19 protein-coding genes are annotated in these 24724 nt (G+C 62.2%); 13 read left to right on the top strand and 6 right to left on the bottom strand.

Annotated features, from left to right (window positions below; all coding sequences use genetic code 11):
- Positions 1-125: 125 nt before the first annotated feature.
- A complete protein-coding gene (locus tag I7X09_RS17810) occupies positions 126-1589 on the bottom strand; it encodes a benzaldehyde dehydrogenase (protein WP_200313166.1) in 1464 nt (487 codons plus the stop codon).
- 92 nt (positions 1590-1681) lie between these two features.
- The gene (locus I7X09_RS17805; RefSeq protein ID WP_095972371.1) at positions 1682-2572 is read right to left on the bottom strand and encodes a LysR family transcriptional regulator; all 891 of its coding nucleotides are present in this window, start codon (positions 2570-2572) and stop codon (positions 1682-1684) included.
- A gap of 123 nt (positions 2573-2695) precedes the next feature.
- Here I7X09_RS17805 and I7X09_RS17800 point away from each other — a divergent pair, with 123 nt between their 5' ends.
- The 3 genes from I7X09_RS17800 to I7X09_RS17790 all read left to right on the top strand — a co-directional run bounded on the left by I7X09_RS17800 (position 2696) and on the right by I7X09_RS17790 (position 6182).
- Positions 2696-4063: an NAD(P)/FAD-dependent oxidoreductase gene (locus tag I7X09_RS17800; RefSeq protein WP_200313165.1), complete on the top strand. Its 1368-nt coding sequence runs from the start codon at positions 2696-2698 to the stop codon at positions 4061-4063.
- A gap of 79 nt (positions 4064-4142) precedes the next feature.
- Entirely contained in the window at positions 4143-4895 is a 753-nt protein-coding gene (locus I7X09_RS17795; RefSeq protein WP_095972373.1) for an IclR family transcriptional regulator, read from the top strand.
- 99 nt (positions 4896-4994) lie between these two features.
- Entirely contained in the window at positions 4995-6182 is a 1188-nt protein-coding gene (locus I7X09_RS17790; RefSeq protein WP_200313164.1) for a 4-hydroxybenzoate 3-monooxygenase, read from the top strand.
- Positions 6183-6212: 30 nt separating this feature from the next.
- Here I7X09_RS17790 and I7X09_RS17785 read toward each other — a convergent pair whose 3' ends face one another.
- The 3 genes from I7X09_RS17785 to I7X09_RS17775 form a co-directional block, all read right to left on the bottom strand.
- A complete protein-coding gene (locus tag I7X09_RS17785) occupies positions 6213-6566 on the bottom strand; it encodes a nuclear transport factor 2 family protein (protein ID WP_124568051.1) in 354 nt (117 codons plus the stop codon).
- Between the two features lie 47 nt (positions 6567-6613).
- A complete protein-coding gene (locus I7X09_RS17780; RefSeq protein ID WP_200313163.1) occupies positions 6614-7936 on the bottom strand; it encodes a ClC family H(+)/Cl(-) exchange transporter in 1323 nt (440 codons plus the stop codon).
- Between the two features lie 115 nt (positions 7937-8051).
- Positions 8052-8672, bottom strand: coding sequence for a LysE/ArgO family amino acid transporter (locus I7X09_RS17775; RefSeq protein ID WP_200313162.1), 621 nt, complete (start codon positions 8670-8672; stop codon positions 8052-8054).
- Between the two features lie 75 nt (positions 8673-8747).
- On the opposite strand from I7X09_RS17775, the gene I7X09_RS17770 reads away from it, so the two are divergent.
- The 5 genes from I7X09_RS17770 (at position 8748) to I7X09_RS17750 (ending at position 15934) form a co-directional block, all read left to right on the top strand.
- On the top strand, positions 8748-9641 hold the full coding sequence (locus I7X09_RS17770) for a LysR family transcriptional regulator ArgP (RefSeq protein WP_095972377.1): 894 nt from the start codon (positions 8748-8750) through the stop codon (positions 9639-9641).
- 132 nt (positions 9642-9773) lie between these two features.
- Positions 9774-11246 carry a class I adenylate-forming enzyme family protein gene (locus I7X09_RS17765; protein ID WP_095972392.1) on the top strand — a complete coding sequence of 491 codons (1473 nt, stop codon included), beginning with the start codon at positions 9774-9776 and terminating at the stop codon, positions 11244-11246.
- A gap of 85 nt (positions 11247-11331) precedes the next feature.
- Positions 11332-13179: a DUF3556 domain-containing protein gene (locus I7X09_RS17760; RefSeq protein ID WP_200313161.1), complete on the top strand. Its 1848-nt coding sequence runs from the start codon at positions 11332-11334 to the stop codon at positions 13177-13179.
- Complete coding sequence (locus I7X09_RS17755; protein ID WP_200313160.1) at positions 13176-14609, top strand: phytoene desaturase family protein; 1434 nt, start codon at positions 13176-13178, stop codon at positions 14607-14609. The genes I7X09_RS17760 and I7X09_RS17755 overlap by 4 nt, the downstream gene beginning before the upstream one ends.
- Before the next feature lie 35 nt (positions 14610-14644).
- Positions 14645-15934, top strand: a complete 1290-nt coding sequence (locus I7X09_RS17750) for a PucR family transcriptional regulator (protein WP_200317905.1) — start codon at positions 14645-14647, stop codon at positions 15932-15934.
- A gap of 92 nt (positions 15935-16026) precedes the next feature.
- Here the strand turns inward: I7X09_RS17750 and I7X09_RS17745 are convergent, their stop codons facing one another.
- The gene (locus tag I7X09_RS17745) at positions 16027-17349 is read right to left on the bottom strand and encodes an HNH endonuclease signature motif containing protein (protein WP_200313159.1); all 1323 of its coding nucleotides are present in this window, start codon (positions 17347-17349) and stop codon (positions 16027-16029) included.
- Positions 17350-17465: 116 nt separating this feature from the next.
- On the opposite strand from I7X09_RS17745, the gene I7X09_RS17740 reads away from it, so the two are divergent.
- The 5 genes from I7X09_RS17740 to I7X09_RS17720 are packed head-to-tail and all read left to right on the top strand — an operon-like array spanning position 17466 to position 24700.
- Positions 17466-18764 carry an SWIM zinc finger family protein gene (locus I7X09_RS17740; protein ID WP_234036618.1) on the top strand — a complete coding sequence of 433 codons (1299 nt, stop codon included), beginning with the start codon at positions 17466-17468 and terminating at the stop codon, positions 18762-18764.
- Positions 18761-20245, top strand: a complete 1485-nt coding sequence (locus tag I7X09_RS17735) for a DUF5691 domain-containing protein (RefSeq protein ID WP_200313158.1) — start codon at positions 18761-18763, stop codon at positions 20243-20245. Before I7X09_RS17740 ends, I7X09_RS17735 begins: the two co-directional genes overlap by 4 nt.
- Positions 20242-21357: an ATP-binding protein gene (locus I7X09_RS17730; protein WP_095973722.1), complete on the top strand. Its 1116-nt coding sequence runs from the start codon at positions 20242-20244 to the stop codon at positions 21355-21357. The genes I7X09_RS17735 and I7X09_RS17730 overlap by 4 nt, the downstream gene beginning before the upstream one ends.
- Positions 21354-23540 (top strand): DUF5682 family protein, encoded by a 2187-nt coding sequence (locus tag I7X09_RS17725; RefSeq protein ID WP_200313157.1) that lies wholly within the window; start codon positions 21354-21356, stop codon positions 23538-23540. The genes I7X09_RS17730 and I7X09_RS17725 overlap by 4 nt, the downstream gene beginning before the upstream one ends.
- A complete protein-coding gene (locus I7X09_RS17720) occupies positions 23537-24700 on the top strand; it encodes a VWA domain-containing protein (protein WP_200313156.1) in 1164 nt (387 codons plus the stop codon). Before I7X09_RS17725 ends, I7X09_RS17720 begins: the two co-directional genes overlap by 4 nt.
- The last annotated feature ends 24 nt before the right edge of the window (positions 24701-24724 follow it).

Genomic DNA, 24724 nt, shown 5'->3' with positions numbered 1-24724 from the left:
AATGCTTAATGTGGCGAAGTAATTTTCTCTGGATGGTAAGTCCGCGAGATCGATCCCGTCAATGCTGGTCAGTGAGCCCCTGAAGCGTGCTTGGTGTAGTTCGGGCCAGTTCGGTGAGTCTCGGACTAGAAGGGGTAGACCGGGAGTGCGCTCTGCGCGGTCACCCACTGTGTTTCGGTGAAGGCATCGAGGTTTGCGCCGATGCCGCCGACGCGGCCACCGTTACCGGAAGACGCCATGCCGCCGAACGGGATGACGGCTTCGTCGCCGACAGTCTGGTCGTTGATGTGTACCAGGCCGGTGGGGATCTGTTGAGCGAGCTCGAGTCCGCGCATGGCATCGGAGGTGAGAATGCCCAGCGACAATCCGTACTCGGAATCGTTGGCTATGGCGACGGCTTGTTCGACGGTGGCGAACGAGGTCACCGGCGCGACCGGCCCGAAGACCTCGTCGGCGAAGGCCGGCGCGGTGAGCGGGGTGTCGGCCAGCACGGTGGGCCGGTAGAAGAGATCCTCGTAGGTGCCACCGGCAGCCAGTTTCGCTCCGGCCGCGATGCTTCCGGTGACCAGCGAGTGGATGTGGTCGCGTTGCTTGGCGTCGATGATGGGACCGAGTGCCACCTGACCGGTGAACGGGTCACCTACCGGAAGCTTGTCGGCGTGTTCGGCAAGGAGTGCGGTGTAGTCGGCGGCAATACTTTCGTGCACCAGTTGACGGCCGGTGGTCATGCAGATCTGCCCCTGGTGCATGAACGAGCCGAAAGCGCCGACAGATGCGGCTTTTTCGAGGTCGACGTCATCCATGACGATCAGCGCGTTGTTGCCGCCGAGTTCCAGGTGCGCGCGCTTGAGGTGGCGACCTGCCAGTTCGCCGACAGCGCGTCCTGCGCGTGTCGACCCGGTGAATGCGATGACGCGAACGCTCGGATGAACCACGAGCGCCTCACCGGCGTCAGCGCCACCCGGGAGCATGCTGAACACTCCGGCGGGCAAGCCGGCTTCTTCGAAGATGCGGGCAAGAACCACACCGCCACAGATCGCCGTCCGCGGATCAGGCTTGAGGATTACCGAATTGCCCAGCGCCAGTGCGGGAGCGACTGCACGAATCGACAGGATGATCGGGAAGTTGAACGGTGCGATGACGCCGACGGTTCCGACCGGCACGCGACGAGAGAAGCTCAGCCGAGGTTGCTCCGAGCGCAGTACCTCACCGACGGGGTGTGCGGCCAATGCCGCAGCGTTGTAGCACTCTTCGGCAGCGGTATGTGTTTCCAGCCCGGCCTTGGCGGGGATGCTGCCCGCCTCGCGGATCACCCATTCGCCGATTTCGTCGGAGTACTGCTCGAACAGTTGACCGGCCCGGCGTAGAACGGCGGCCCGTTCGGTGTAGGGGCGTGCCGCCCAACCCTTCTGAGCTGCAGTAGCTTTTGTTGCAGCGGCGGCCACGTCTTCGGGAGTTGCCATGCCGACCGTCGTCAACTGCTTGCCGGTGGCCGGCTCGACGACCAAACGATCTTCGGCGCTGCCCGGGACCCATTCGCCGTCGAAGATCTTCGATTCCCACACCGGTTCGTTCAGCAAACTCGTCATGGCCGCTCCTCGATAAAGGGATGCAACTGCGCGCCGCATCACATGGTTGCCCACCACGTTGCTCGGTGAGGAGGCTGACCGCCATCACACTTTCACTCAGTGAAAGACGGGTTCATGGCGTCCTTGAGTGCTTGAATCAGATCGGCGAACTCGGTGGAGTGAGTAGCGCCGCTACGGGTCACCCCCGAGACGGGAATTCGCAAGCGGCCGTGCGACTCTCGCATGAAACTGATTCCGGCGCGTGGAGATTCGCCGGCGGTGATCGAATACAGCAGGGTCCAGGCGCGAGGGTTGGTGATCACGTCCAGCGTGGCGGTGTGATCGCTCGGAATTGCAGGGCCCAGTTGTACGCGTCGATCGATCTCGCGGAACGCGTCCTCGACCACCTTGTGAATGAGCACCTGGCTTTGGCGCGGCGGCAGGAGCAGGGGATAGGCAGCCAGGTCGTTGAGGTCGACGCTCTGCTGGCCGGCGAGGGGGTGCCGGCTCGACATGACGACCAGCAGGTCCTCGACGCCGAGGTCCAGCGGTTCGAGCCCCGGGCGGTCGACGCCGCCGCGAATCAGTGCGATGTCCGCGTCGCCGGAGGCCACGGCGTCCATGCGGTGGGCAAAACTCTTGATGACGAACTCGACGTCCAGGTCGGGGTGACGTTCGCGCACGTGTGCGATGGCGTCCAGCGTCTGAGCGGCGAAGCTCATGTTTCCGGTGATCCGGATCCGGGCGCGCGGGTCGCGGGCGACGGAGTACGCCATCGTTTCGAGGCTGAGGACTTGCTGCGCGATGGGCACCAGACGCGATCCTGCCGGGGCCAGGCGGACGGCTCGGGTCGAGCGTTCGAAGAGCGTCGCCCCGAGCTCCTTCTCCAGCCGTGCAACCTGATGGCTGATCGCCGACTGCGAGATGAAGCAGCGCTCGGCGGCGCGACTGAAGCTCAGTTCCTCGCTCACGACGAGGAAGTACTTGAGTTGGCGGAAGTCCATGAAGACAGCTTACTTATGAGCAATCGAGATAACAGTCTTGCGAATACTCCAGCTAACTGGACCCGACCCATGATCAGTCCATACCGTAATAGTCATACTTTCAATTTGGTTGAGGAGTTTGTTGTGGATAGAACAGCTGCGGGTCGCGCCGACATCGACGCGACTGGACACGAGAAGACTCAGGTAGTGATCGTCGGTTCGGGCTTCGGAGCCCTCGCCGCGGCCAAGACTCTCGCGAAGTCCAAGACGCCGTTCGTTCTCATCTCCGCCACCACCGAGCACCTCTTCCAGCCGCTGCTCTACCAGGTGGCGACGGGTGTTCTGTCGGCAGGCGAGGTGGCTCCGCCTATCCGCACGATCCTGCAGAAGTACCCCAACGCCGACGTCCGGCTCGGCCGCGTCGTCGAGGTCAACGCCGAAGAGAACACCGTCGTCTACGAAGCCTCGGGTACCCGCCATACGCTCGGGTACCGCTCACTCATCGCAGCCACCGGTGCCACGCAGGCGTACTTCGGTCATGACGAGTTCGAGAAGGTCACCTACAAGCTCAAGACCGTCGAGGATGCCGAGGTCCTGCGTAAGCAGATCCTGCGTTGCTTCGAAGAGGCCCACACCACCAACGACGCGCTGGTTCGTCGCAACCTGCTCAGCTTCGTTGTCGTCGGTGCCGGCGCAACCGGCGTCGAGCTCGCCGGACAGATCAAGGAACTGGCGCGTCGCTACTTCGCCAAGTCCATCAACAACATCAGCGCCGACGAGGTCACGGTCACCATGGTCGAAGGCGCCGGCGTCGCCCTTCCGGCCTTCGGTGGAAAGCTCAGTGAGTACACGCAGGCTTCGCTCGAGAAGTCGGGTGTCGAGGTTGTCCTCAACACTATGGTCACCGCCATCGACGAGCACGGTGTCACCGTGTCCTCGGCAAAGACCAAGGAAGAGAAGCGCATCGACGCCGAGACCGTCATCTGGTCGGCCGGTGTTCGCGCCAACGACTTCGCCGCAGTGCTCGGTGAGGCAACCGGTTGTGACACCGACCGCGCGGGTCGTCTGCTCATCAATCCGGACTTGACTGTCGGCGGATTCGCCAACGTCTTTGCCATCGGTGACATGACGTCGCTGAACGGTCTGCCGGGTCAGTCGCCCGTCGCGATGCAGGGTGGCCGTCACGCCGCGAAGATCGTGAACGGAAAGGTCAAGGCCGGAACGCCTTTCAAGTACTTCGACAAGGGCAGCATGTCGATCATCAGCCGATTCAGCGCTGTGTGTCGCGTCCGTAAGGTCGAGTTCAAGGGCACGATCGCCTGGTTCATGTGGTTGGCCGTGCACGTGATGTATCTGGTGGGCTTCCGCAACCGGTACGTCGCTGTGATGTCGTGGTTCGGTTCGTTCATCGGTCACCGTCGTCCGCACTTCCACTACGCACAGGGGCCGATGAAGATCGAGGCCGCACCGCCGGCGGTCGAACGCGAACCGGAATTGGCGCACTCCGCGTAGCTCCGCACCGCCTGAACACGTTTCGCCTGATGTCAGTCACAGTGGATTCTTGGTGGCACTGCCCTGTCACACTGTGTGAATGGCATCAGGCGACCGTTCGTTGATCGGCCGGGCATTCATCGTGCTCGGTGCCTTCGACGCGACGTCGCCGCGGTTGACGCAATCGGAGATCAGTCGTCGCACCGATCTGCCACTGCCCACCGTCCATCGACTGTGTGGGCAGTTGGTGGCTGAGGGCGCACTCGAGCGTCGGAGTGACGGCAAGTACCAGGTAGGAGTGCGGTTGTGGGAGATCGGCGCTCTTGCGCCCGGGGCGCATGGGCTCAGGCAGGTGGCGTTGCCGTTTCTCGAAGACCTCTACGAAGTCACCCGAGAGAACGTGCAGTTGGTCGTTCGTGAAGGTACCGAGGCTCTGTACCTCGAGCGCTTGTCCTCGCGTAGCGCTGTCACCGTTGTAGGTCGCGCCGGCGGAAGATTGCCGCTGCACGCGTCGAGCGGTGGATTGATTCTCCTTGCGCACGGCGGGACCGAGCTTCTCGACGACGTCCTCCGTGCCGGTCTCGAGTCGTTCACTCCCAAAACCATTACTTCCGAGCGAATCTTGCGAGCAACCCTCGACGAGATCAGACGCACCGGATTCGTGGTCTGTCGTGAGTATCTGAACGTCGGGACCCTTGCCGTCGCCGCTCCGGTTCGCGAATCCGGCGGCAATGTCGTTGCAGCGGTCTCGACAGTTGTTCCGGTGGAGCAGGATCCAGCTCCTTTACTGCCGGCCTTGGTTGCGGCGGCCCGTGGAATATCACGCGGGCTTGGTGGCGGCGGACTTGGATAGCTCGTATTCGGTCTTTCACTGAGTGAAATTGCAGCTGTTCAGAGGAGTGGTCGTGGTCGAGGGTGGTCTCAATCGTCACTCACCTCAGGAGTTCTCTGTATGTCTTCTTCGCGCACCCAGGTCGGAATCGTCGGTGGTGGTCCCGCCGGGTTGATGCTCTCGCATCTGTTGCATCTGAAGGGAATCGATTCGGTAGTCCTGGAATGCCGCACTCGCGAAGAGGTCGAGGGCACCATTCGTGCCGGTGTGCTCGAACAGAACACCGTTGACCTCATGGTCGAGACAGGACTCGGTGACCGACTGAAGCGGGAGGGCCTCGAACATCACGGAATCGAGTTGCGATTCGGTGGGCGAGGGCACCGCATCGCCTTCGACGAACTGACCGACGGGCGCGCAGTCACGGTGTATCCGCAACACGAGGTGCTCAAGGATCTGATTGCGCGACGCCTCGCTGACGGCGGGGACATTCGATTCGGAGTGTCCGGCGCACAAGTACACGATCATGAATCGGATCGCCCGAGTATTACTTTCGTCGACTCGGACGGAGCCGAGCAGAAGCTCGAGTGCGCCCTGGTGGCCGGTTGCGACGGATCACGTACCGAAACGCGAAAGCTGATTCCCGAACCGTCGATCCGTACGGATCATTTCCGGCAGTATCCCTTCGCGTGGTTCGGCATCCTGGCCGAGGCGCCGCCGTCATCGGAAGAATTGATCTACGCCAACCACGAGCGTGGCTTTGCGCTGATCAGCACGCGGACACCCCAGGTGCAGCGTCACTACCTCCAGGTCGATCCGAACGACTCCGTGGACAACTGGTCCGACGATCGGATCTGGGACGAGCTGCACATGCGCGTCGACGGTGAGGGGGCGGAGATCAAGGACGGCAAGATCTTTCAGAAGTCGATCCTCCAGTTCCGCAGCTTCGTGTGCGAGCCGATGCAGCACGGCAACCTGTTTCTTGCAGGCGATGCGGCGCACACCGTGCCGCCGACCGGCGCGAAGGGTATGAATCTCGCGATCGCCGACGTCTACGCGCTGTCGAACGCCATGGACAAATTCTTCACCTCGTCCGACCGAAAGATGTTGGACGGGTATACCGAAACGGTGTTGCCGCGCGTGTGGCGGACGCAGCACTTTTCGTGGTGGATGTCGTCGATGCTCCATCGCTTGCCAGACGACACCGGTTTCGGGCATCGCCGTCAGCTGGCCGAACTGGACATGGTCACGCGTTCGGTCGCCGGGCGAACGTTGATCGCCGAGAACTACGTCGGAACGCCCTTGGCGTAGAGGGGTGTTCGCAGGTCGAGTTGGATGAAATCAGGGGAGCGGGGTGCCTTGATGATGTACCAATTGCCATCCGATCGGTGTTCGACGCCACAAAGATGTTCGCCGCGCGCGACGCCTACCTCGGACTGAATCCCACTGGGTGAGGACGTAGCCGTCGTCGATGATTCGACCGGTCAGATTATGAACTTCGATGCCCTCGTCTATGGGTTCGTTCCGCAGTGATTCAACTGTGGACGCGACATTCCAGACGCTACCCGACGCGCCTATCTCGACGAAGTCCTCGGCAAGCAATGCAAGTACACGTGCACTGCTGCGCCTGCATTCGACAGTTTGCAATTCCCGCTCCAGGGCGAGGACCTCCCCGACGTCGGTTCCTGGGGTCATGAATGCTCCTCTGCGTACACACATGTCGGGGACGATGTCGATCGTGATCATCGCAGAGGTGGACGTCGAGTTCCCAACATTCGTTCTCGAAGGCTGTCGTAGATGGGAGCCGAACCTGCCAAGGTGGCTACGAAAACCGCTGCTGCAGTGGCCGCGAGCATCGGAACCAGCGTCGACGTCACCGCTGTCATCTCGACCACGATCACGATTCCGGTGAACGGAGCGCGTACTACGGCGCCGAAGAAGGCAGCCATGCCGACGGTAGCCATGGTGATCGTGAGTCCGGCGTCCACTCCGGGCACGAAGCTCGACAGCCCGGTGAAGATCGACCCCCAGAGTGCACCGAGTGCGAGTAGAGGAGCGAACAGTCCACCGGGAGTCCCGGCGGCGTACGACAGCGGGCCGGTGAAGAACCGAACCACCAAGTACAGCAGCAGAATCGGCAGAACGAAGGTCCTTCCACCGACGATCATCTGTGCAAGGACGTCGCCGCCTCCACTGGCCAGCGGGTCGAGGAACAGCGTCAGGCCGATGACCGCGCCGATCGTTGCGGCGATGACGGTCGGCGTGATCCTGTCGAGTCGCGCTACGACGTCGAGTAGTCCCAGAATCAAGCGGTTGTACGCGATACCCAGCAATCCCGTCAGTATTCCGAAGACGACGAACAGCGGCAATAGTGCGAGTTGAGGTGTGGGCACGGTGCCGACCTCGAAATCAGGCTGATCGCCGATGACGATTCGTGCACAGCCCACCGCGACCGAAACACCGAAAAGCGTTGGCAGCACGGTGCGCAGCCGGAACGAGTGCGTCACTTCCTCGCAGACGAACAGTGCGCCGGCGATCGGCGCGTTGAATGCGACAGCGAGTCCGGCTCCGGCCGCGGATGTTTGCAACATGGCGACATCCGGTTCGGAAAGGCGGGCCCGTCGTCCCGCTTCTGCACCGATCGCCGCGCCCATGTGGACGGTGGGGCCTTCACGGCCGAGAACCAGACCGGAGCCGATCGCCAAGAGACCGCCGATGAATCTGGCAGGCACGAGATTTATACCCGGAGGTTTCGCTTCGCCACGGGACACCGCCTCGACATGCTGGATACCGCTTCCCTTCGCGAGGGGAACTCGTCTGACGATCAGTACGGCAAGTACGGTGCACAGGGCCACCAGGAGTACCGGCACGAGCCACCCCACGTACGGAACGTGATGCGCCCAGTCGACGATCGTCCGACGGAGTTCGTCGGCCCTGATCAGGCACCAACGGAACGCGCCGCCGACAAATCCGACCCCGACACCGGCGACCGCAGCGAGTAGACACAGCAATCCCAGTCCGCGGTTGGAGTCGCGCGGTTCGGTGCCGACATCGTCCTCGGTCATCGTGATCAGCCCTACCTGATGGTCACAACTCTCGACAGGTGAATTGAGCCTCCCTCACGTTGGACGGTAACCCATCCCGCTACCCGCAGTGTCGGATCGAGGTTGTGCGGCCGAGTCACAATTCGATAAGCAGGCTGATTCCGAGAACTGCCATCATCACGGCGATCAGAGCATCGAGAATCCGCCAGGCGTTGGGTTTCGCAAAGAGCGGCGTGAGTAGACGTGCGCCGTAACCGAGGGCGCCGAACCAGACCACACTTGCCGTGATGGCACCGGCCGCAAACCACCAACGTCCGATTTCGCCGCGACCGTTGGCAATTGAACCCATGAGCACCACGGTGTCAAGGTACACGTGTGGATTGAGCCAGGTGAGGGCCAATGCCATCGTGACGGCGGTAAGCCTCGACCCGTTTCCATGTTGATCCGGTGACAACGTCTGGGGTCGAAGCGCCCGTTTGGCGGCGAAGATCGCATAGCTCAGGAGGAAAACGGCGCCGGCGATACGAACGAACGTGATCAGCGACGGTGCGTGTTCGAGGAGGGTCCCGATTCCGCTGATGCCTGCAAGAATCAGAATTGCGTCTGACAACGCGCACACTGCGACGATCGGGAGTACATGCGATCGAGTCAGGCCTTGGCGAAGAACAAACGCATTCTGGGCGCCGATTGCGACGATCAAGGACAGTCCGACCCCGAAACCGACGAGGGCCGACGCAGGGTCGTTGGTGCTGAGCATGGTGTCGAGCCTGCCGCTCAGATTTCAATCAGTCCAGCTAATGATTCTTAGGATACATCAGAGTAGCTTCAGATTATGTTGGATTTCGAGCAGTTGAGGGCATTGCACGCTGCGGTCGACGAGGGAACCTTCGAGGCGGCGGCGCGGAAGTTACACATCACGCCTTCGGCGGTCAGTCAACGAATCAAAGCTCTCGAGACCTCGGTTGGCCGGATCCTGGTGCAGCGCACCAAACCCATCCAGGTCACAGATTCAGGGAGAGAAGTCCTGCGTCTTGCCCGTCAGATAGACGCCCTGTCGCGTGACACCGTGCGAGAACTCGGTTTGGAAAACGGTTCGAACAGCTTCGCCCGCGTCTCGATCGCGGTCAATGCCGATTCGCTGTCCACGTGGGTTCTCGGGGCCCTCGCGGAGTTCACGCAAGAAGTCAGTTTCGATTTTCATCTCGACGATCAAGACCACACCACCGAACTGCTACGCGACGGTTCGGTCATGGCTGCCGTCACGTCTGTTGCGTCACCGATTCAAGGGTGTACCTCCAGTCGGTTGGGCATCATGCGGTATCGGCCGATGGCGAGCGCAGAGTTCTGCCGTCGTTGGTTCGCAGATGGTGTTACGGCCGAATCCCTTTCGGAGGCACCGCTGGTTGTGTTCAATCGCAAGGATCTGCTGCAGGATCGGTACCTCGATCAAAAGATCGGCCACCCGGCAGATCCGCCTCGCCATCTTGTTCCGTCATCGGCAGACTTCGCGGACGCCGTCAGGCGGGGATACGGCTGGGGATTGATACCGGACCTGCAGCGCGGCGACGACGATCGATCCGGGGTGCTGATCGGATTCGATCCGGACTTCGTGGACGACGTTCCGCTGTACTGGCAGCAGTGGAAACTGTCGTCACCGGTCTTGCGCCGGATCTCCGAGGTGGTGACCCGCCGCGCCCACGAGGTGTTGCATCAGCCCTCGAGCTGATGAGCACCGCACCTGCCGTGTTGTGCTCGGGGAACAAAGAACCTGGATAAGTTGATCCCCTGGGACCGTTTCTTCGGCCACAGGACGCCGATAGTGTTTTGAGTCACACACGAATGAAAGGTGCTGACTCTCGTGGCGGACATCGGATATCTGGCTTGGGATCTTGCAGAGAAGTACGGGAAGAAGCCGTGCCTGCGGGACGACCACGTCGAACTCACGTATGAGGAGTTCGCAGATCGCACGGAAGCTGTTGCTGCGCAATTGGCCGGACTCGGAATCGGACTCGGCGACGTGGTGGCGGTCATGCTGCCCAATCGCGTCGAGTTGCTGATCGCGATCATGGCTGCCTGGCGTATCGGTGCTGCCGCTACCCCCATCAATCCGATGTTCACCGCGAACGAAGCGGATTACCAGATCGCGGACTCCGGGGCCGAGTTGGTCATCACCGCCACTGCCGACGCGCCCTCGGGTGGCCGTGCGGTGTTGGTCGTCGACGATCTTGCGACAGCGCCGCCGACGGACCCTCGGCCCGGAATCGATGTTGCAGCAGACGATCTGGCTCTACTCATCTACACCAGCGGCTCCACCGGACGGCCCAAGGGAGTGATGCTCACGCACGCCAACCTGCAGTTCATGGCTTCGTCGATGGGCAAGAACATCGGAGTCACGGGCGCGGATCACTGTCTGTTGATTCTGCCGCTGTTCCACGTCAACGCGATCTGCGTCAGCGTCTTGACGCCCTTGCTTGTCGGCGGACAGGTCAGTGTCACCGGGAAGTTCTCGGTTTCGAGATTCTTCGACGACGTTGCGAGGCTTCGCCCCACTTATTTCTCGGCAGTGCCGGCAATCTACGCGATGCTGACCTCACAGCCGGAAGACTCCTCCATCGACACGTCATCCTTGAGGTTTGCCGTGTGCGGTGCGGCGCCGATCAGCAAGGAACTCCTCGACCGCGCGGAGCAGCGCTTCGGGTTCGTGATCGTGGAGGGTTACGGACTTACCGAGGGGACTTGCGCGTCGGCCTGCAATCCTGTGGACGGCGTGCGCAAACTCGGTACGGTCGGACCGGCGTTGCCGGGCCAGCAGATTGCCATTCTTGCCGAGGACGGAACCTTTGCTCCCGTCGGTACTGCCGGAGAGGTGGTCATCAAGGGCGACAACGTGATGCGTGGCTACCTCGGCAAGCCGGAGGAGACCGCGAAGACGGTCAGGGACGGTTGGTTGTACACCGGTGACGTCGGAGTCCTGGACGAGGACGGCTACCTGACCCTCGTCGACCGCATCAAGGACATGATCATCCGTGGGGGAGAGAACATCTACCCCAAGGAGATCGAAAACTCGCTCGCTACACATCCTTCCGTGCTCGAGGCCGCCGTCATCGGCGCTCCGCACCAGGTCTACGGAGAGGTGCCAGTTGCCTATGTCGTTGCCTACCCCGATGCACCCGTCACCGAAGACGAACTGCTCGAACATGTCACGGCCTTGCTCACCCGAGTAAAGGTGCCAGTGGCGATCTACGTCGTCGATGCGCTTCCCCGAAACCCGGTGGGCAAGATCGACAAACCCGGAATGAGACGAGCGTTGAGCGCAACTCCCGCTCACTAGTCACTTCCCCGTAATACCAGCACAACTCGACGACGTCCGTCGAGTCGATCCGTCATGCCCACATTCCGTATTTCAGGAGCACATCATGGGATTCAAAGAAGGAAACTTCCCTCCCGTCGATCCGGCAACGTTCATGGACAAGCCGTTTCTCGAGCGTCTGCGTGACATGTCCACGCACTGGGTGGATTACGGCTTCGGTACGCCGAAAATGGTCCACACCGTCTACATCGTGAAATTGTTGTTCCTCTACCTGGCAGCTGGAACAGCCGTTGCCACTTTGACTTCCGGCCTCTCGTGGTTCGACGTCGGTTCGTGGTGGAACCAGCCGATCGTCTACCAGAAACTCATCATCTGGACGATGATGCTCGAGATGCTGGGCTTGGCAGGATCCTGGGGACCGCTCGCCGGCCACTTCAAGCCGATGACCGGTGGAGTTCTCTACTGGATTCGCCCCGGCACGATTCGCCTGCCACCGTGGCCGGGCAAAGTGCCGCTCACCTCGGGTGACTCCCGCTCGGTGTTCGACGTTTTCATCTATGTCGCCGCAGTCGCCAATCTACTTGTTGCAGCGGTTCTTCCGGGAGTTCACACCACAGGACTCGATTCGGCCTTCGCTGACAGTGCCGGACTCGTACGTCCGACGGTCTTGTACTCCTTCCTGGTGCTCATGGTGATTCTCGGGTTGCGTGACAAGGTGCCCTTCATCGCTGCACGTAGCGAGCAGTACCTGCCGGCAATCTTCTTCTTCACGTTCCTGCCTTTCGTCGACATGATCCTGGCGCTCAAACTGCTGATCGTCATGGTGTGGATCGGAGCCGGTGTCTCGAAGTTCGGTCGCCATTTCTCGCTGGTGGTCCCCCCGATGCTCAGCAATACGCCGTGGATCCCGTCGAAGAAGATCAAGCGCGCGCACTACCGGAATTTCCCGGAGGATCTGCGGCCCTCGCACCTCGGCGGCGGGGTCGCACACGTGGCCGGAACCATGGTCGAAATCGTCACCCCGTTGATACTGCTGTTCTCGACGAACAAGACACTCACCATCCTCGCCGTGATCCTCATGGTCGGATTCCATCTCTTCATCGCGTCGACCTTCCCGCTGGCCGTTCCGCTGGAATGGAATCTACTGTTCGCTTACGCCTCGGTCTTCCTGTTCCTGGGCTTCCCGGCGTGGGACGGCTACGGCCTCGGCGCCATGTCTTCACCCTGGATCACAGCGGGAATCATTGCAGCCCTTGCCTTCTTCCCGATTCTCGGAAACCTCCGACCAGATCTGGTGTCGTTCCTGCCGTCGATGCGTCAGTACGCCGGCAACTGGGCATCCGCGACGTGGGCATTCGCGCCGGGCGCCGAAGCCAAGATCGACCAGTACATCAAGCGTCCGTCGCCGGACACGCGCAATCAGTTGATGACGATGTACCCCGAGGACGTGTCCGACGTCGTTCTGCATCAGCTGTTGGGCTGGCGTTCCATGCACAGCCAAGGGCGTGCGCTGTTCTCTCTGATGATCAGGCACCTCGGCGACGACATCAACACGTATTCGCTTCGCGAAGCCGAGTTCATGTGCAACTCCATCGTCGCCTTCAACTTCGGTGACGGCCACTTGCACGACGCGAAACTGATCGCCGCTATTCAGCGTCGCTGCAATTTCGCGCCCGGCGAGTTCCTGGTGACCTGGATCGAATCGCAGCCCATCCACAAGGGAACGCAGGAGTACCAGGTGATCGATGCGGCTCTCGGTGTCATCGAACGGGGTACTTTCAAGGTCGCCGACGCAGTCGCCGAACAGCCGTGGTTGCCGAACGGGCCCATTCCGTTCGACGTTCAGTGGACACTGGACGTACGGGCCGACCGCGCGGCAACAGATCCGCAGGTCGTCTCCGAGCCGAAGATGCGTACGAGGGCCAGCGGTAGCGAGCAAGAGGTGAGTAAGTGACAAAGGCCGTAGTCGTCGGCAGCGGGCCCAATGGGCTCGCTGCCGCGGTACACCTTGCACGTAGTGGTGTTGACGTGCAGGTTCTCGAGGCCGCCGACCAGATCGGCGGAGGCACCCGATCCGGTCCGCTCGACGTGCCGGGGTTGATCCACGATCACTGCTCGGCGTTTCACCCGATGGGAATCGGCTCGCCGTACCTGTCCAAACTGGACCTCGAGCGGTACGGGCTGATCTGGCGCTGGGCAGAGGTGGACTGTGCGCATCCGCTCGACAACGGCGATGCCGGCGTTCTGTACCGCTCGCTGGAGCAGACGGCGGCGGGACTCGGCGCGGACGGGCCGCGATGGCAACGCATGTTCGGCGATTTGTCGACGGGGTTCGACGCTCTGGCGTCCGACCTGATGCGTCCGATCGTCAACGTTCCGCGCCATCCGTTGCGGCTTGCGGCTTTCGGTCCGCGAGCGCTGCTTCCGGCCACGGTGACCGCGAAGTTGTGGAAGACCGACAAAGGAAAGGCGCTGTTCGGCGGGGTTGCCGCGCACGCCTTCTATCCGCTCAACCGTCCGGCTACATCGGCGGTGGGATTGATGATCACCGCGGCTGGTCACCGCTACGGTTGGCCGGTTGCCGAGGGAGGTTCGCGTTCGATCACCGACGCCATGGCCGCGATGCTCCTCGATCACGGCGGCAAGATCGACACCGGCGTTCGGGTACGTACGGCCTCCGAGATTCCTGACGCCGATGTTGTTCTGCTGGATGTCAATCCGGGGGGTGCGCTCGAAATCCTGGGCGATCGACTCCCGGGCCGAGTGGCGAAGGCCTATCGAAAGTTCAAGCAGGCTCCCGGAGCATTCAAGGTCGATTTTGCGATCGAAGGTCATGTACCGTGGACCAATCAGGATTGCGCTCGGGCCGGAACTGTCCATCTGGCAGGTGGTTTCGACGAAATCGTGGCAGCTGAGCGTGAGACGAATTCAGGCCGTATGCCGGACCGGCCGTTCGTGCTCCTCGGTCAGCAATACCTGGCTGATCCCACCCGCTCGGCCGGGAACGTCCATCCGTTGTACGCCTATGCGCACGTGCCTCACGGCTACAGCGGCGACGCGACGGAGGCGATCATTCGTCAGATCGAGAGGTTTGCGCCAGGATTCCGGGATCAGATCGTCGCGACATCGAGCAGTGGTACAGCTGACCTGGCACAAGACAATCCGAATCAGGTAGGCGGCGACATCATCGGAGGTGCCAACACCGAACTGCAGGTTGTCTTGCGTCCGCGCGTCGCAGTCGATCCGTACAGCACGGGGATCGAGGGCACCTACCTGTGCTCGGCCTCGACCCCGCCGGGTGCCGGAGCACATGGAATGTGCGGGTACAACGCGGCAGAATCGGCACTGAAGTACCTGCGGCGGAAGGGTGCAGAGGTTCTGTGAGTAGTCCATCGCACAAGGAGCGAGGCGCCGGAGCAATGCGGCGGCTCGCCAGAGTGCCTGCAGCTGCAGAGCCGGAAGTGCTTGCCGTGGTTGCCGAGTTGGCGCGACGACTCGACGAGCGTAGCGCCGATATCGCGCATGAGATGGCCTTCATGATGGCTCACGAAATCGACCAATTGGATGCAGACGCCAAATTGCTCGAAATGCTCGAGGCCAGCGTGCAGGGAAACATCACGACGATCATCCACGTATTGGCCAACGACATTCCGATCGATCATCTCCAACCGACTACTGCCGCAGTAGAATACGCTTTGCGTCTGGCGCAGCGGGACGTTCCGTCCAACTCTCTCGTTCGGGCCTATCACATGGGCCAAGGCGATCTGATGCGGATCTGTCACGACGAGATCAGCACACTGGATATTCCGGCGCGACTGACTTTGGCTGTCCTGAAACACACTTCGGACGTGGTCTACAGCTACATCGACTGGATCACGCTCTACGTCTTCGACGCGTACGAGCGGGAGCGCAGTCGATGGATGGCAGCGCAGGGAAACCTCCATTCGGCCGCGATCCATGCCCTTCTGTCCGGAACCAACGCAGATACCGCTGCTTTCGAAGCGGAGACCGGATACCGCCTTGGTCAAAACCACGTCGCCCTGGTGGTCTGGTCGACGTGGGATGCGGACGTCATGGGCATCAACACGCTGGATCGACTCGTACGTGATCTCGGCGCAGCGGCGGGAGCGGACAAGCCGCCGATCATCACCGCCATCGATCGACGCACGGTGTGGGCGTGGCTGCCCTTCGGTCGCCGGATTCCAGCACCGGATGCGGACGTTCTCGCGGCCGCAGTGCCGTTGGACGGCGGAGCACGGGTGGCCATCGGACTGCCGGGGTCGGGGGTCGACGGTTTCAAACGATCTCACGAACAAGCCACTGCCGCCTATTCGGTTGCTGCCGTCCCGGATACGCCACAGCGACCCGTGGTGAGTTTCGGGGACCGCGGCGTCGCCGTGGTTTCGCTTCTGTCGGAGAACATCGATTCTACGAAGTCATGGGTCTGGGAGGTGCTAGGCCCGTTGGCGGACGATACGCCTTCTGCTGCGTCCTTGAGGACGACGTTGAGTGTGTACTTCGCCCACGGAGAAAGCCATCTGCACACTGCCAATCATATGAATCTGCACCGGAATACGGTGAAGTATCGCATCAACAAGGCGCTCGGCGATCCGGTCGCTGCGGGCCGAGACAAGTTGGATCTCGCTCTGGCCCTGCAGGTTTGTGAGTTGTTGGGCAGATCGGTCTTGCGCCCCGCCCGAACGTCGTGAGTTGTGGACGCTCCACGGACTCTGGGCTCCGTATCGGGTTTTGATGTCCGATGCGGAGCCTGGCCGTGTTCTGTTGTGCCTGAGGTTCGTCCTCAGGTTGTGAAGGTGGTGTTCGCCGGCCGCGGGTGCCGCTGCGGGTCGATCGAGGGTGGTGGGATGAACCAGGGTTTGTTGTCGACCCCGATCCGGATCTCCCATTTGCCGACGAACCCGGATTTTCGGTGCATCAGCCGGTGATGTGAACGGCACAGCAGGACCAGGTTGTTCATCACGGTCGGGCCGCCGTTGGCCCAGTGCCGGATGTGGTGTGCATCCGTCCACGCCGGCACACACGTACAGCCGGGGAACGCGCAGCCTTTATCTCTCGCGATCAGGGCGACGCGTTGTTCGGCGGTGACCAATCGTTTTCCGGGTTTCGCATCGAGCGGCGCTCCGTGATCGTCCAGCAGGACAGTGGAGAGGAAACAATCACACCCGAGAAGTCTGGTCTGTGACACCGACAGTGGTCCGAGCCAGGGCATGTGCCCGACATCGAGATCCGACAGATCTAGATCGGGTGAGCCTTCCTCGTCGACATCAGTGGCAGCGGAAGATGCGGCGCAGTCCCGGTGCTCGGCGAGATCACGGGCGTTGATGTGCACGTTCACGTGCGGCCGCTGCCCGCCGTCGGTACCGGTGTTGGCGCAGTCCAGATACCGGCGGATCAGTTCGGTGAACCCGTCCGCGGTCCGCTTCGCCGCCGACCGAGCATCCGGCGTTCCGTCCGGTGCCGGGGTCGGCATCGTCAGATTCGACAACGCCGACAGCAGCATTTCGCCGGTGAGGGCATCGAAATCCCCGCGCACCACCACCCGACCATTCAAGGTCGAGGCGATGCGGAGTTCGTTGCGGTCGACGTCTTCGGCGGGTGGAATTTCATCGGATTCGAAGATTCGCTCCAACGTCGCGATGACGTTCCGCACCTTCGTGGTCGTGGCCTCCACACCGGAAGCGGCAGCCAACAACAAATCGATGCAGCGAGGCATCGCCTCGTCCGGCGTCCCCTTCGGCGGCGATTCACAAAACGCCACGATCAACACGGCGTGCTCGAACGAACAATCCCCGCAATCGAACCGAGTTGCCACTGCCGGAAACGGCCGCAGCGCAGCACCGAGGGCGGCGATCTTCTTCCCGTCCCGGACCTGGAGCATCGTGTTCGCCGCTAACCACGCACCCACCCCGCGGCTGGCGATCACCTGATCATCCGGACGCACCGACAACTCGTCGACCACCGCCACCCGCACAGCTTCCAGACGCAGAATCTCCGCACTCGCCTCGATAGCAGCAGCCCGCAACTCAGAAGCCGTCAACTGCCACAGACGTCCGCGTAACCCCACCGCAGAACCCGACACCACGTCCGACAGATAGACACTCATTGAATCCCCCGATCCCCTACACAAAGAGTACTCGAACATGCGTTCGAGTCAAGGGCTAATTCAAGAATGAATCGGCCTGACTCTGCGATGTCAGCGGGTTGTCATACTGTGTTCGAGTGACTTCGCCGTGGACAGCTGGGCAAGTGGCATCGGTAGCACCCGACGCCGCATCGCTGGCCGCTGCGCGCAAGTTGGCTGGTTCGTGGAGCCACGCCGGCAACAAGGGTCTCGCGCTCTGGGGGCTGTGTCAGGGCAGCGGCTCGAAGCCGTATCAAGCAGTAGTTGACCTGCGGGGCCCTGCTTACAAGTGCTCGTGCCCGAGTCGAAAGTTTCCGTGCAAACACGCTCTGGGGCTGTTGGTGGAATGGTCGGAGGGGCGTGTTCCGTCGGCGGCCGAGCCGGCCGACTTCGCTGCCGAATGGTTACTGCGCCGCGAGGAGAAGGCCGAGAGCACCGGCGAAAGCGGCGACGAGGCGCCCAAGAAGGCTCCCGACCCGGCGACAGCGCAGAAGCGCGCCGACCGAGTGGCGAGCGGACTCGCCGAATTGGATCTGTGGATCACCGATCAGATCCGCAGTGGTCTTGCCGCGATGGACACGTCCTGGGCGGGCTTCGATGCGATAGCCGCTCGCATGGTGGATGCCCAGGCGCCCGGTATCGCCGGCACGCTTCGAGCATTGGCGGGAACCGTTGCCTCTACCGAGAACTGGCCCGAGAAACTCCTCGACGAGTTAGCTCGGTTGCACCTGCTGGTCACTGCGCATCAGAAGCTGTCCGAACTGCCGGAAGATCTTGTCCATTCGGTGAAAGCGCACGTCGGCTATCCCGTTACCACCGACAGCGTGATGGAATCGACTCCGGTGCACGAGAACTGGATGGTGCTCGGTTCCGGGATCACCGAGGAGAATCGGCTGTTCACCCGAACGGTGTGGATGCGCGGTCGGACGTCGAGACGTTGGGCCATGCTGCTCGACTTCTCCCATGGGGCACCCAACTTTTCCACCGAAGCGCCGCCAGTCGGGTTTTTGGTCGACGCCGATCTTCATTTCTACCCCGGTGCGGCGGCGTTACGGGCGCGGCTGGGGGCAACGCATAGAGAACCTCAACCGTTCACAACCCTGCCGTCCGGAAGCATCGATGCTGCGCTGCAAGAATTCACCGATGCCCTCGCAGCAGATCCATGGTTGCGGTCGTGGCCGGCAGTGATCAGTTCGGTGGTCCCGTCGTTCGTCGACGGTGCCTGGTTTCTCGTCGACGAATCGGGCACAGCGCTTCGGGCAGAGGGTGATTCGGACCTTTTATGGAAGTTGCTCGGCATTTCCGGCGGTTACCCGGTCGCAGTCTGCGGAACGTGGAATGCGCAGGCTCTTGCCCCGATCTCGGTTTTCACGGGAGGGCAGGTGATCGTGCTGTGAGCACATTGATTTCTGCGGCACTTCTCGGGACCGCCAGAACAGCAATAACGTTCGAGGAACTTCCGACCACGGTGCGTTCCAGCACTCGCGAACTCGACGGCGATCCTGCCGAGTTGCTGCTCGCAGCAGCAGCATTGGAGAAGGCGTACCGCCGTGGCGGTGCGGGCGCCATCACGGCTACGGTGCCGACACTTGCCCCAGGCGATGTGCGGTTCACCCTGCCGGAATCGTCATCCGCACATCTGCTGTCGATGCTCGAGGCCAAGGCGACCTTGCTCGACGAATGGTTTGCCGTTGCGTTGTCGCGCAACTACCGTGCGCCCGATCATCTTGTTGCCGAGCTGCTTTCCTTCACTCGGGCGAGTGAGACTCACCGCGAGAGTATTCTCCAGCTGGTCGGCGAGCGTGGGCGCTGGCTTGCCGCGCAAAACCCCGAGTGGAGCAAGCTCGTCCGAACCCGGGATGCAAACCCGGATGTCTGGCGCCACGGAAGTTCGGCCCAGCGCACGCAGTGGCTGATGGACACTCGCCGAACAGATCCCACGTTGGCGCTGGCCGAACTCCGAAAGTCCTGGGGAACCGAGCGTGGCGAACAGAAGGCCGCATTCGTCTCGACGCTGGCCATCGGATTGAGCACGGACGATCAAGCATTGTTGGAGGAAGCCCTCGACGACCGTCGCAAGGACGTGCGGCGCGCAGCAGCGGACGTGCTCGGACGACTTCCCGAATCGGAGTTCGGGGAGCGAATGGCCGCCCGGGTCCAGGAATGGGTGCGGGTGGAACGGAAACTGCTTCGATCCACGATGGTCGTCCTGCCGCCTGAAGAACTCGATGGACCGGCGAGGCGCGACGGTATCGAAGACCGGCCGAATCCGCACACCGACTATCGGGCCGAGTATGTCCGTCAAGTGATCAGTGCTACTCCGTTGTCCTTGTGGAACAACATGATCGGTGGAGCCAAGAAGACGTTGGAGATGAGCGTCGACGAAGGTTGGGAGCCGATACTTCACGACGCTTGGTCCAACGCTGCAGCGGCACAGAACAATGCGGAATGGGCACTGGAACTCTTCCACACGCGCGGCGTGGTCACCGATAGGCGACTGCTCCCGTTGGTGCCCGCCAAGGCGTTGGCAGATCTGCTGAGGGCCGGAAACGGTGATGCCAATGTTCTGCACCCGGGCCGGGCAGCGATCTACGACGCCCTGCGAGGTCCATGGCCCGAGGACATCACCCGGGCAGTCGTGGCTCAATGGGAACGAGCTGCGGCCAGACGTGCCGATGGTGGCGCCAAGGCAGGCGAATTCTCGCGCTACAAGTACGTAGCCTCCTTGCGCCTTGCCGAGACTCGATTCCCCTACAGCGCAGTAACTTTGCTGGATCGGGCAGCCGAGCGCGCCCGTGACCCGGACTGGCGGCAAACCTTCGCCAGAACTGCCAGTGCCATCACCTACCGTAAGACCCTGCTCGAGGAGCTCACATGACTGACAGCGTCACCGTGCCCATCACGGAACCGGCAAAGCTGATGCGTCCCCACGCAGAGCAGGAGTACGCGCTCGAACTCGAAGCGCTGGCCGCGCAAGATTCGCGCCCGCGCCCGCCGTCGTGGAACTTGTCGCCCTGGGCTGTGGTGACGTATCTGCTTGGTGGCACTCTCGACGACGGGACGGTCATTTCGCCGAAGTACGTCGGTCCACGGCGGTTGATGGAAGTAGCCGTCGCAACTCTTGCCACCGACCGCGCGCTTCTGCTGTTGGGCGTGCCGGGTACAGCCAAGACCTGGGTCTCCGAACACCTTTCGGCTGCAATCTCGGGTGCGTCGACGCTCCTGGTCCAAGGCACGTCGGGTACGCCCGAGGAAGCTATCCGCTACGGCTGGAACTACGCACGCCTGCTCTCGGAGGGGCCGACCGCCGGTGCACTGGTGCCTTCTCCCGTGATGACGGCGATGGAAACCGGGAAGATCGCTCGCGTCGAAGAGTTGACGCGTATTCCGGCCGACGTGCAGGACGCGCTCATCACCATTCTCTCCGAGAAGACGTTGCCGGTGCCGGAACTGGGCATCGAGGTGCAGGCAGCCAAAGGCTTCAATCTGATCGCTACCGCCAACGATCGGGATCGTGGTGTCAACGATCTGTCGTCCGCATTGCGTCGACGGTTCAATACCGTTGTCCTCCCGCTGCCGGCAAGCGAGGAGGACGAGGTGGCTATCGTGGCGCGCCGAGTCGAACAGCTGGGCGCAGCATTGGAATTGCCGACAACCCCCGCAGCAGCCGAGGAAATCCGTCGGGTTGTCACCGTGTTCCGGGAACTTCGATCAGGCACGACCACGGACGGCCGCACCAAGTTGAAGTCCCCGTCCGGAACTCTGTCGACGGCGGAGGCGATCTCGGTGGTCACCAACGGTTTGGCGCTGTCCGCGCATTTCGGGGACGGCGTACTGCGGGCATCCGATGTCGCTGCCGGAATCCTGGGTTCGGTGATCAAGGATCCGGTCGCAGACAAGGTTGTGTGGAACGAGTACCTCGAGGCAGTAGTGCGTGAACGCGGAGAGTGGTCCGACTTCTATCGGGCTTGCCGCGAGGTCACCGGGTGACCATCGCCATTCCGGACCTGCGTGTCCGGGTCTTCGGAATCCGTCACCACGGCCCGGGATCTGCTCGTTCGGTTCGGCAAGGCCTGGAAGAGTTCTCGCCTGACGTAGTCCTGATCGAAGGGCCTTCGGATGCAGACCCGTTGGTGATGCTGGCGGCATCGGAGTCGATGGAACCGCCGATTGCGCTGCTGGCGTATGCCACTGGCGAACCGTCGAAGGCGGCATTCTGGCCGTTTGCGGTGTTCTCGCCCGAATGGCAAGCGCTGAAGTGGGCTGCGAGCAACGGTGTCCAGGCACGGTTCTGCGACCTGCCCGCGTTCAACGTGTTGGCGGATCAAGGGATTCGTACTACACGCGAGGGTGATCCTCTGGCTGAACTGGCGTCGGCCGCGGGGTTCGACGACACCGAACGCTGGTGGGATTCGGTGATCGAATCGAGCTCGGGCGCAGATTCTTTCGATGCGATCACCGAGGCGATGGAGGCGCTGCGTGAGACAGTGCCGATCGACGAGGAGACAGCGCATCGCGAAGCGTACATGCGTCAGGTGCTGCGAAAGACGTTGAAAGGAGGCGCTGAGCGGGTTGCCGTCGTCTGCGGGGCGTGGCACGCGCCGGCGTTGGTCGGAGCCTTGGGGCCAGCGGCTCCCGATGCTCGCATCCTCAAAGGAATGTCCAAGGTCAAGACCTCGCTGACATGGGTTCCCTGGACGCATTCGCGCCTTTCGTCGGCATCGGGTTACGGCGCCGGAATCACCTCGCCGGGCTGGTATCACCACCTGTTCACCGCGAACGACAAGACGATCACTCGGTGGCTCACCAAAGTTGCCCGGGTGCTGCGCGACGAGGATCTCCCGATCTCGAGTGCTCACGTCATCGAAGCTGTCCGATTGGCAGATACGTTGGCGGCACTGCGTTCTCGCCCGCTGGCCGGATTGTCGGAAGTTACCGAGGCTACGAGGTCGGTGATGTGCGATGGAAACGACGTTCTTCTGGATCTGATCACGCGAAGACTCGTCGTGGGCGAAGCCCTGGGTTCGGTGCCCGAGGAGACGCCGACGGTTCCACTCGAAGCGGATTTGCGCGCACGATCGAAGACCCTGCGGCTCAAACAACAAGCGGGAGCCAAAAACCTCGATCTGGACCTGCGACGCGACATCGACGTCGAGCGTTCCCAGTTCCTGCACCGACTGGGGATCCTCGAGATCGACTGGGGGACGCCGGCCGACAGTGAGGTCCGTTCCACCGGAACTTTCCGAGAGACATGGGCTTTGCAGTGGAAGCCCGAATTCTCGGTCTCGGTGATCGAGGCGTCGCTGTGGGGTACGACGGTGGCCGAAGCGGCGGCCTCGCGGGTCGTGTCGAAGATTCACGAGCCGGACATCACTCTGGCCTCACTGATCGGACTACTGGAGAACTCGCTCCTGGCAAACCTTCCGGCAGCCTTGTCTGCTGTGCTGGAAAGTGTGAAAACGGTTGCGGCACTGGATCATGACGTGTCGCACTTGATGGCGGCGCTGCCCGCGCTGACCCGAACGCTGCGGTACGGCGACGTGCGCGGTACCGACGTGTCGGCCTTGATCGACGTCGCCGACAGCTTGTTGATCCGCATTTGCACCGGCCTCGCAGTCGCTGTCACCGGTCTGGACGATCCCAGTGCCGAGGAGTTTCGCGATCACCTCGACAAGGTGCACGCGGCAGTCATGGTCCGTGACGACCGCGACGCGAGCGCACGGTGGTTGCAGGCGATGGCCGGCGTGATCGACCGCGACGACGTCAACGGTTTACTCGTCGGCCGGATGGTGCGGCTTCTGCGCGACAGCGGTTCGATCACGGAAACCGCTGCAGCCCAGCGATTGTCTCGGGCCCTTTCCGTGGGCAGCGTGCCGACCGCCAAGGCCGGGTGGGTCGACGGGTTTCTCGGCGGAGGAGGGCTTGTGCTCGTTCACGACCGAGCGTTGCTCACACTGATCGACACCTGGGTCCGTCACCTTCGCGAGCAGGATTTCATCGACACGCTTCCGTTGCTTCGGCGCACGTTCGGAGCTTTCGAATCCGGGGAACGTCGGGCGATCGGTCAGGCTGTCAGGGGCGGCCGACGCGTCGAAACGACGGTGGAGACCGATGCTCGACGTGGCAGCGCGGCAATGGTGGTCGTTGCGCAGATACTGGGAGTGCGCGCATGAGTGACGACGATCAGCGCCTGCGACGCTGGAGATTGATGCTCGGCGAATCCGCCGAAGAGTCGACGGGTGGGCTGGGTCAACCGGGCGACAGTCGAATGGATGCAGCTCTTGCAGCGTTATACGACTCGTCCGGCCCGACCAAGGGGCGTCGGCGCTCAGCCGGTTTGGGGGCGTCGGCGCCGTCCGTCGCCAGGTGGCTCGGTGATATCCGCACGTACTTTCCCAGCACGGTGGTGCAGGTGATGCAGAAGGACGCTATCGACCGACTGGGCTTGGCGCAGTTGCTTCTCGAGCCGGAACTGCTCGATGCCGTCGAGCCCGATGTGCATCTGGTCGGGACGCTTCTGAGCCTGAACCAGGTCATGCCGGAGGCCAGCAAGGCAACTGCTCGAATGGTCGTCGGCAAGGTGGTTCGTGAGGTCGAAGAGCGGATCGCTCAGAAAACGAAGGCCGCGGTGACCGGAGCACTCAATCGCGCCGCCAGAACGTCGAATCCGAAGTTGCGTGACATCGACTGGGATCGAACCATCCGAGCAAATCTGTCGCACTACCTGCCGGAGTATCGAACGGTCGTCCCCGAGCGGCTCGTCGGATACGGCCGTAAGTCGAAATCCGTGCAGCGCGACGTGGTCCTGGCGATCGATCAATCGGGTTCGATGGCGTCGAGCGTCGTTTACGCATCCGTGTTCGGCGCGGTGTTGGCGTCGATGCAGGCACTGAAGACTTCGCTCGTCGTTTTCGACACCGCCGTCGTCGATCTGACAGACAAACTGTCCGACCCCGTCGACGTCCTGTTCGGAACCCAACTTGGTGGGGGCACCGACATCAACCGTGCGATCGCATACAGCCAGTCGCTGATCTCGCGGCCTACCGAGTCGATGTTCGTGCTCATCTCCGACCTCTACGAGGGTGGTATCCGCAACGAGATGCTGCGCCGCATGGCCGCCATGAAGAACTCCGGTGTGCAAGTCGTTGTTCTGCTGGCGCTCTCGGACGAAGGGGCGCCGTCGTTCGATCACGACAATGCGGCGGCGCTGAGTGCCCTCGGGATTCCCGCGTTTGCGTGCACGCCGGACAAATTTCCGGAACTGCTGGCCGTGGCTCTCGAACGCGGCGACGTGTCGGCCTGGGCGGATCAACTCACGCTCGAACAGCGCTGACTCGAACAGCACTGACCGGTCTGC

Source organism: Rhodococcus sp. P-2, from assembly GCF_016598535.1.
GTDB classification, from domain to species: Bacteria; Actinomycetota; Actinomycetes; order Mycobacteriales; family Mycobacteriaceae; genus Rhodococcus_F; species Rhodococcus_F baikonurensis.
Note: the sequence above shows the minus strand (reverse complement) of the source record. Positions and strands in the feature narration are given on the sequence as shown.